The sequence below is a fragment of the Paraburkholderia elongata genome (assembly GCF_013177735.1).
Classification (GTDB): Bacteria; Pseudomonadota; Gammaproteobacteria; order Burkholderiales; family Burkholderiaceae; genus Paraburkholderia; species Paraburkholderia elongata.
This window is the reverse complement of sequence record NZ_WOEZ01000081.1, coordinates 1-8,963: the sequence shown is the minus strand read 5'-3', so window position 1 is coordinate 8,963 and position 8,963 is coordinate 1. Positions and strand designations below refer to the sequence as shown.

8 protein-coding genes are annotated in these 8,963 nt (G+C 60.4%); 4 read left to right on the top strand and 4 right to left on the bottom strand.

Annotated features, from left to right (window positions below; genetic code table 11):
* From GNZ13_RS16020 to pdxR, 3 genes are all read right to left on the bottom strand, one after another.
* A partial coding sequence (locus GNZ13_RS16020; RefSeq protein WP_172166053.1) for a zinc-finger-containing protein occupies positions 1-452 on the bottom strand: 452 nt, incomplete at its 3' end.
* 545 nt (positions 453-997) lie between these two features.
* Complete coding sequence (locus GNZ13_RS16015) at positions 998-1,738, bottom strand: hypothetical protein (RefSeq protein WP_172166051.1); 741 nt, start codon at positions 1,736-1,738, stop codon at positions 998-1,000.
* An 855-nt stretch (positions 1,739-2,593) separates the two neighbouring features.
* Positions 2,594-4,138, bottom strand: a complete 1,545-nt coding sequence (gene pdxR, locus GNZ13_RS16010; protein ID WP_172166049.1) for a MocR-like pyridoxine biosynthesis transcription factor PdxR — start codon at positions 4,136-4,138, stop codon at positions 2,594-2,596.
* 116 nt (positions 4,139-4,254) lie between these two features.
* On the opposite strand from pdxR, the gene GNZ13_RS16005 reads away from it, so the two are divergent.
* From GNZ13_RS16005 to GNZ13_RS15995, 3 genes are all read left to right on the top strand, one after another.
* Positions 4,255-4,893: an FMN-binding negative transcriptional regulator gene (locus GNZ13_RS16005; RefSeq protein ID WP_172166047.1), complete on the top strand. Its 639-nt coding sequence runs from the start codon at positions 4,255-4,257 to the stop codon at positions 4,891-4,893.
* Positions 4,894-5,000: 107 nt separating this feature from the next.
* Positions 5,001-5,636 carry a LysE family translocator gene (locus GNZ13_RS16000; protein WP_172166045.1) on the top strand — a complete coding sequence of 212 codons (636 nt, stop codon included), beginning with the start codon at positions 5,001-5,003 and terminating at the stop codon, positions 5,634-5,636.
* A gap of 82 nt (positions 5,637-5,718) precedes the next feature.
* Positions 5,719-6,045, top strand: coding sequence for an antibiotic biosynthesis monooxygenase family protein (locus GNZ13_RS15995; protein ID WP_172166043.1), 327 nt, complete (start codon positions 5,719-5,721; stop codon positions 6,043-6,045).
* A gap of 195 nt (positions 6,046-6,240) precedes the next feature.
* Here the strand turns inward: GNZ13_RS15995 and GNZ13_RS15990 are convergent, their stop codons facing one another.
* Entirely contained in the window at positions 6,241-7,185 is a 945-nt protein-coding gene (locus tag GNZ13_RS15990; RefSeq protein ID WP_172166041.1) for a LysR family transcriptional regulator, read from the bottom strand.
* Between the two features lie 173 nt (positions 7,186-7,358).
* On the opposite strand from GNZ13_RS15990, the gene GNZ13_RS15985 reads away from it, so the two are divergent.
* A complete protein-coding gene (locus GNZ13_RS15985) occupies positions 7,359-8,576 on the top strand; it encodes an FAD-dependent monooxygenase (protein WP_172166039.1) in 1,218 nt (405 codons plus the stop codon).
* Positions 8,577-8,963: the final 387 nt, after the last annotated feature.

Genomic DNA, 8,963 nt, shown 5'->3' with positions numbered 1-8,963 from the left:
TTGCCGTCTGACGAAGCGGCGCGGCGATGCGCAATGAATGCTTCGACATGCCGGATCGCCTGTTCGCACTGGTCGAGCGACAGGCTGTGAATCGATCCCGGCACCGGCTCGAAGCCGAGTTCGCCGGATATCCATCGGATGGCTTTCGCGCGGGCCTCAAACGGGTTGACGCGATCGCGCCTGACCTTGCCCGCGACCAGCGGCTCGAGCGTGTCGTGCAGGCGGCTCTTCGCATCGCGCAACGCGCCGTCGGCGAGACGTCCCAGCGGCACGTTCCGTGTGCTGCGCGAGTGGATGCCGATCCACGCCTGACACGTTGTGCAGAGCCATAACGCGCCGTGGTCCTCGCGGTAGGGATACGCCGCCTCGCCGTATTTCACGAGCGCGGCGTGAGCGCCGCAGTAATCGCACAAAGGCTGGGGTAATGCCTTGATCGGGCGACCTACACGCACCGGATACTCCTTCTCCCTGAATTCAGTCCACATTATCCGTCATTGGCGGGTCCGCCTGCCTGGCCGCGGCCATTCACCAAGTCCGCGGTAGAGTGGGAAGGTCCGCGGGTTCGCCATTGGCCTGGCGTATTACAGCGATGTGCGTGTGGGGATATTTGAGGGATGTTGAACTAGGTAGCGACGGCGAACGTCGCAAAGCGACCCACTTCTGCCACTCGCGTTTCTCCGAAGCGGACGCTCTGGACGCCACAAAAGTCGTGGTGGCTGTCGCGCACGTGGCAGTTTTGACGAGCGCAGAACGACTGCGGAACCCGACCACAACGCGAGTTCTTGCACCCTCAAGCGCCTCAAAGACCACTGCTCGAATCCCACGTACTGTCGGTAACAGAAGCACGACCGCAAATAGATATGAGTTGGGAATGCATCGCGGTTCGCAGGGGCTCAAACCCTGAGATGAAACAAACGCGGTCGCCCGACTAGAGGCACGATACCAGTTCGGCAAAAGAGCCCACAGGCGCTTCCCTCGGCCACTTGGATGCTAAAGCCTATCTCTTGTGCTGAAAAATGCCGCGAAGCCACTCAGCCGTGGTTGGCAATGACCTCCGTTGAAGGGTCAGCGGGGCCGCTACCGCCTGGTTAACCATGACCACATTCCCAGTCTTACTCTCGAACAGGAAATAGGTCCCTCCAGTGAAACCCAAGTACCCAATTGGATGTTGCGGGTCCCACTGCAGATCTTTTGCCGCGCCTGTCGGAGCAACCGTCCGGGTTTCTGTGCCCTCAAAGTAAGCTTGCGCGTGCGAAGCACCAAGTTGGGTTGCGAGGATCGGAAACGCGACAAGCCAGTAAACCGCTGTCGATCGGGATTGGCCAGGAATAGCCTTGACCACCAGAGGTAGCTCGGCGAGCCAGCTGATCCAGGGCGTCATCACAAACAGCACCAGCACCCACTTGACGGGATCCGCAATGAGAGAAATCACGACCAGTGTGCCCAAGGGTGCCACGGATAACCAAGCGACGTACACCTTTCTGTATAGGCGGCGCCAAGCGCTTTCTCGGGTCCCTTCTCGCTCGACCGACTGCTTCGACCTGACGACGAGGCTGGCCAAGAGATTCAGCCCTATCGCCGTCATCAGGGGATACAGCGCCATACTGGCGAATCCCGTAAGACCTGCGAATTGAAAAATATTGATGTCAAACTGACCCCAGAACCCCGCGAGATAGCAGGCGGCGACGCCGGCAGAATAGACCGTTATGAGCGTCGTCCATTTTATTTGGTCATTCAATTGAGGCTTCCCATATTCGGTGATAGGAGACAACGGTGGCCGCATGTAGGCCGGCTTGGAGTGTTCCAGAACCGAAATTGCCGGGCCGCACATTCGAGATGCCATAGCTGGGCAGTCGCTATCGATAGAGCGAAAGAGAATTCCTCACGCTGCAGCGATGTTCTGGGATCGGAGAAACTGTTCCACGTATGTGTTAGTGCCGCCGTAACGCTGGTACATGAGGACTTACATGCGAATCTCGGATTGTCGACGATCTGGCCTGCCGCGTCGACCGTCGGCTCCTGGCCGGTTGTCGACAGATGTGCGCGCGAGCCGGGACTGCGTAGTAGTCGGCTGATGCTCTAAAAGAGGCAGAGTTTTGTGTGCTGTGCTACAGATTTGCTACAGCAATGGCGAGAATCCATATCTGACAGGCCTTGCACCTGTCAGTCCCCCCTGAACTATCGCCGCCTGAGAAGACCTGACATTGACGGCTGTCCCGTTGATGTTCAAAACGCGAGTAGGCGGGCTCGGGATCGCACGAAGCCGCACATTAATCGGTCGACAAAACCATCCGAACTGGATATCCGCGTCATGCAGCCCCCGGTGGCGTTGGTCTGATAAAAAAATAGCCCATCCCCTCTATAGGACAGGCTACGAAACACACTCCGGGATTGGGAATCAAAAATTTTCCCGGACTAAACACTCTAACCACTCAATATTTCACAATCAAGTACTGCCAGACCTATTTGCCCAGGGATTTTCGAAGTGGGAGCAAGGTTGGTCGCCCGAGAAGACCCGGCAAAGTGACTTTGAACGGCCCAGTTCGACCCTCTATAGCCATTCGACGTGTCAGCTGTGGTGGCCGCTTTGTTGTCAATTTCTGCCATTCCGCATGGATGGTCTTCGTATAGCAGCGTGTTTTCGTTTGAGGGACTTCGTCACTTCGGCAATAACCGAGGCAAGACGTTGCGCGGCCGCTTTCATTTGCGCGTTGCTAAAGCCCCCGAATCCGAGGACCAGGCCGGGCCGCTCCGTTCCAGGCGCGAACATCGGCGATATAGGACGCACAGCGACTCCGGCCCTGGCGGCCAGCTCGACCACTTGGCGATCGTCCATGACTTCCGCCAGCCAAAGGATAACGTGCATGCCCTGATCGCCTGGTTCCAGCCATGCCAAATCCTTGGGGAGCAACGCGTCGAGCGTCTCTATCAACTGGACCCGATGACCCGAGTACACACTGCGAACTCTGCGAATGTGGCGCTCCAGATGGCCCTCCGCCATGAAGGCCGCCAGCACATGCTGGTCGGCGTTCGGCGGATGACGGTCCATCAGCACACGCGCGCCGCAAAAAGCATCGACCAGATCATCGGGCACGATCACGTAGCCCAACCGCAACGACGGAAACAGGATCTTGCTAAACGTGCCAAGATAAACGACCCGATCCGGGTCCAATCCCTGAAGCGACGGAAACGGATAGCCGTGGTATCGGAGTTCGCTATCGTAGTCGTCTTCGACGACCCATGCGTTGGTGGCGCGCGCCCACGCCAGCAACGCGTTGCGCCGGGCCATGCTCATAGGCATGCCCAACGGATACTGATGCGACGGCGTGACGAAGGCGGCACGCGCGTGAGGCGCCATCCGGATGCCTGCTTCGACATCGATGCCTTCGGCGTCGACCGGTACGCGAATCATCGTATCGCGATGGCCCATGCTCTCGAGTATGGCCGTTACGCCGCGGTAGGCCGGGTTTTCGACCCACGCTTGATCACGCGAAGCCAGCAACACCTGACATGCGAGAAAGAGCCCCTGCTGTGTTCCACTGGTCACGATGACCTGACCGGGTTCGCAACGCACCGAACGTGACTTGCGCACGTAGCTGGCGATCGCTTCACGGAGCGGTAACGCCCCAAGCGGATCGGCGTAACCGGCCGGCGCGCCGGGCCCCTTCGCGCGCAGGCGGTTGCCGAGCCGCCGCCAGATGTCGGCGGGCGCAGTCAAACCGAGAGGGACTGATATCGCAAACGGCGCCGGTGGAAGCGGCCTGAACTCCTGTGCGATCTGCGCGAACACTGCCGCTGGCTCTGGCAAGCCAGTCCGGGTCATCCGCTGGCGTTCCATACCTGGTTCGCGTGTCTGTTGCGGCTCGGCTAGCGCTTGAACAACCCGTGTGGCCGCGCGACCTTTCGATTCCAAGAAGCCTTCAGCAATCAACTGCTCATATGCCTCTATCACCGTGCCGCGCGCGATGTCCAGCGAAGCTGCCAGCAATCGCGTGGACGGCAACGCATCGCCGGGCCGGATATCCCCTTTGCGTACTGCCTCTCGCAATGCCTGCGCCACCTGACGGCTCAGGTTACCGGCTGCCCGGTCCAGCGTGCCGATTGACGGAATTTCAGCCACCCCGGCCGTTCTTGCCACGATTCTGGTCCTATTAAATTTGTCGAAACTGGACCTGTAGCATAAACCAGTTTTGCATCACAATGCGTCCAAATGAAATTCGAACCGGTGACCTTCGACACCCCCGTGGAATAGACATGTACGTACCAGCCCATTTCAATGAACCTCGCCTCGAAAACCTGCATGCGCACATCGCACAGCATCCGTTCGGCACTTTGATCACGCATGGGACGAGCGGGCTGGACGCCAACCACCTTCCGTTTGAACTGGCGGCAGGAGAAGGCGAGTTGGGCGCGCTGCGCGCGCATGTCGCGCGCGCGAATCCGGTATGGCAGGACGTCTCGAACGGCGACGAGGTGCTCGTGGTCTTTCGCGCAGGAGATGCCTATATCTCCCCAAACTGGTACCCGAGCAAACACGAATTCCACAAGCAGGTGCCGACCTGGAATTACATCGTCGTCCACGCGTACGGACGCATCTCCGTTCACGACGACGAGCGATATGTGCGCGGCCTGGTCGGCCGGCTGACCCGCACAAATGAGGCGTCGCAACCCCAGCCTTGGAAAATGGCCGACGCACCGAAGGACTATATCGATACCATGCTCGGTTCGATCGTCGGTCTGCAGATTGACATCACGCGTCTGGTCGGCAAGAGCAAGCTTGGCCAGAACAAGGAAGAGCGGGATATTCGAGGCGCCGGGGACGCGCTCACTGCGCGCGGCAACTCCCCAATTGGCGATGCGATGCTCGCTCACGTTGCGAAGAAGCTGGAATAGAACGATCCGCTCCCAACAATGAGCTCGGCAGGATGTTAGGCGCCTGATTGTGGCGAATGCGCGCTGCCATCAACAATCCTGGGACTCAGTCCACTTCGAGATCCGACATGTCCGGAAACACCTTCTTCTCAGCAAGCTTATTGCTTGCCTATACGGCGTATTTCGTTGGCACCGCAAGTCCCGGACCGAGCAATCTCGCGATCATGTCCATTGCGGCCAATCACGGCCGGAAGGCGGCGTTGGCGTTCGCACTGGGCGTCATTTCAGGGTCGATGTTCTGGGCGACGGTAGCGACGGTCGGCATATCAGCGGCGCTGATTGCCTGGTCCCATTTCATCGTGGCGATCAAGATTTTCGGTGGCCTGTACCTCCTCTGGCTGGCCTTCAAATCGGGACGCACTGCTCTTGCCACTGCAGCTACAACCTCACCGAAACGGGAACAGCCAGAGAAGTTGACGAGCCTGTACGCGCGAGGCGCGTTGCTGCATCTGACAAATCCGAAGGCCATACTCGTGTGGGTTTCGATTGTCGCCCTCTCTTCGAACAACTCGGGATCTGCCTACGGGGCCGTGATTCCCGGTTGTGCGGTCATTGGATGCCTGGTGTTCAGCGGGTATGCCGTCCTGTTTTCCATGGACTCAGTTCGCCGGCTATACATTCGGACCCGTCGCGCTCTGGAAGGATGCCTTGCTGTCGTATTCGGGGTTGCCGGGATCAGGCTTCTGGCATGGCCTTACAGATAGGGGCTCGGAAAGGCCTGACGATCTTGCCAGCCCTTCATGCCCTAAACTCTGTGTCCTTTCATTCATCTCCAGAGGAAGCCCTATGTACTCTTCTACCTTCATTTTCAGGGCCGGTCAGTACGACGAGGAATTCCATCGCCTCGACCAGGAGATCGCCGAAATGGCGCGTGCAATTCCTGGGTATCTGGGTGAAGAGACCTGGGAGAGCGCCAGCGCCGGATTGATCCAGAACGTCTACTACTGGGAGTCGGAAGACGCACTGCTGCAATTGATCAGGCATCCGACGCACCTCGAAGCGAAGTCGAAGCAGGCCCGCTGGTTGGACGGCTACCGGGTCGTCATTGCGAAGGTGATCCGGGAATATGGGGATGGCGGCCTCGTGACGCGCAAGGAAGATCAGCCTGCTTGATCGAAACCGCTCTCACATCGTGTTCGAGCTAACCTCGCTAGAAAGACGGTCAACGACTTTTTCAACAGTATCTGTGGAGGAGCGGCCATCCAAATGGCCGTCACGAAGGACCGGAAGTGGCCGAACCCGGTCTGATGTGCGCCCGGTTGCCTCGATTGGCCGTGATTGAGGCAACGGGCCTTTCGACCACGAGTGCTATTTCTTTTGCTGCACCTCTGCTTTGCGCACATGCGTTGTCGTGTCCGCAAACAGTTCGATCACTACCCCGCGCAACCAGCGATTGCCTTCGTCCTGCTGGACTCGTGTGTGCCAAAGCAGATGGATCGGCGCGGCGGGCAGCGTCATGGGCAGCGCGCGAAGGCTGAGCGAGAAAGGGGTTGCCAGTTGCAGGGCAAGTCGCTCCGGCACCGTGGCGATCAGATCGGTGCGTTGCAGGATGTAGCCCACGCTCATGAAGTGCGGCACTGTCAGTCGCACCTGACGCCGTACGCCGCGCCGTTTCAGCCATTCGTCCACCTGCCCGTGGCCGGTGCCGGCCGCCACGACCACGAGATGCTCAGCCTCGCGCCATGCAGCGAGCGTGAGCGGCGCGTCCTCGAGCGGATGGCCGCGCCTGAACAGGCACACATAGCGCTGATCAAACAGGCGGCGCTGATAGAAACCACCCTTGAGTTGCGGCAGCAAGCCAATGGCCAGATCGACCCGGCCGTCGGCCATCTCATTGCTCAGATTGACGCTTGTATCGCGCACGGTATTGAGTGCGACGCCCGGCGCGACGCGCGACAGACGTTCGAGCAGCGCGGGCAGAAAAACGACTTCACCGATATCGGTCATGCCGATCGTCATGGTGCGCATCGCGCGCAGCGGATCGAAACCCGTCACCGGATTGAGTGCGGCGTGCAGCGTGGCGAGCGCCTGCGAGACCGGTTCCGCCAGACGCAGCGCGAACGGCGTGGGCACCACTCCCCCCGGCCCGCGCACGAACAAGGGATCGCCAAGCCGGCGGCGCAGCTTGGCGAGCGCGTTGCTGACGCCGGGCTGGCTCATGTTCATCTGCTCGGCGACGGTCGCCACGCGCCGTTCCTGAATCAGCCGCTGGAAGAGCAGCAGCAGATTAAGGTCGATTTCGCTCAGTTCCATGATTCGCGCATATCCGGGTCTCATTCAATCCAGTGATGAAGCAGATTCATTTCATCTTATTGAGGAATGAAGGTCTAGTGCTGAAAATACTGACACGGCACGCGCATTCGCCATGACGCCCGTAAATGCCATGGCGGCCCACACCCATAAATCTGGATATCGGAGACACAGTCATGAAGCAGATGGATCTAAAGATTGCGATCGTCGGCGCCGGCGTCGGCGGCCTTACGCTTGCGCTCGCGCTGCGCGAGCACGGAATCGATGCGCAACTCTACGAGCAGACCGAAGAGCTGCGCGAAGTGGGCGCGGCCGTCGCGCTCTCGGCCAACGCGACGCGCTTCTACGAGCGCATGGGATTGCGTCCGGACTTCGAGAAGGTGTGCGCGGAGGTGCCGGGCCTCGTCTATCGCGACGGACGCAGCGGCGCGGTCATCGGCCATCATCGCGGCACGCCCAGCTCTCGCGAGCTGTTCGGCGGCTCGTACTGGGGCATTCATCGTGCTGATCTGCAGGCGGTGCTGTCCAGAGCCGTCGGACTTGAGCGCATCAAGCTCAGCCATCGGCTGGTCGATCTCGTGCAGCACCCGGATCGCGTGAGTCTGGCGTTCGATAACGGTCAGCGCATCGACGCCGACCTCGTGATCGGCGCCGACGGGGCGCGCTCGATCACGCGGCGCTGGATGCTTGGCTATGACGACGCCTTGTATTCGGGTTGCTCGGGCTTTCGCGGCGTGGTGCCGGCTGAACGCATGGACCTGCTACCCGATCCCGAGACCATCCAGTTCTGGGTCGGGCCCGGCGGCCATCTGCTGCACTATCCGATCGGCGACAATGGAGATCAGAATTTCCTCCTGGTCGAGCGCCATCCATCGCCGTGGCCGGTGCGCGACTGGGTCATGCCAGCCAGCGAGGGCGAGCAACTGCGCCTGTTCAAGGACTGGCATCCGGCCGTCGTGCAGATGATCACGGCTGTGCCGATCAGTCAGCGCTGGGGCCTGTTCCACCGTCCCCCGCTCGGACGCTGGAGCAAAGGCCGCGTGACGCTGATCGGCGATGCCGCGCATGCGCTTGTGCCGCATCACGGCCAGGGCGCCAACCAGTCGATTGAAGATGCCGTGGTGCTGGCCGCTCAATTGGCCACGGCGGGTCCGGGAAATTGGCGCGAGGCGCAGGAAGCCTACGAACGCCTGCGCCGGGGCCGCACGCGCAAGGTGCAGTATGCGTCGATAGCCGCTGCCGACGTGCTGCATTTGCCCGACGGGCCGGCCGCGCAGGCGCGCAACGCCCGCCTCGGCACGCGCGACAGCGTGCTGCATCACCTGGACTGGATTCATGATTTCGATGCGCTCACGGAAGAGCCGAGCGAACGGCAGGGCGGCACCTGGCTTTGAGCAAGCCCTGCTTGAGCGATTCCTGCGCGTATCAAAGCCGCTACGCGGCGTAATCCAAGCTGTCAGCCCGTGTGACGACGTGTGGCCACGACAACTGTACAACGAGTTGTTGCACAAACTGCTGGCTGCGAAAAGTCGGGTACGGTTAATCGCGCTCGGAGGAGGACTATGTGAAATTGTCTGGGTCGCTCGGCTCAGGCGCGCAGTCCCCCTTCGCGCGACGTGTTCTTCTCGTTGACGCACGCCCGACTGGCCTTGTTTGTTAAGGGTTGTGCGATGCCTGCCCTGAAGCCGCATGCATGTGAGCGCGCCGGTGAGCCAGCGGGCAGGCGTCGCACAAGCCTCGATGGAGGAAACCGCGGAGTGCTCCGATGCGGTGGGAACCTT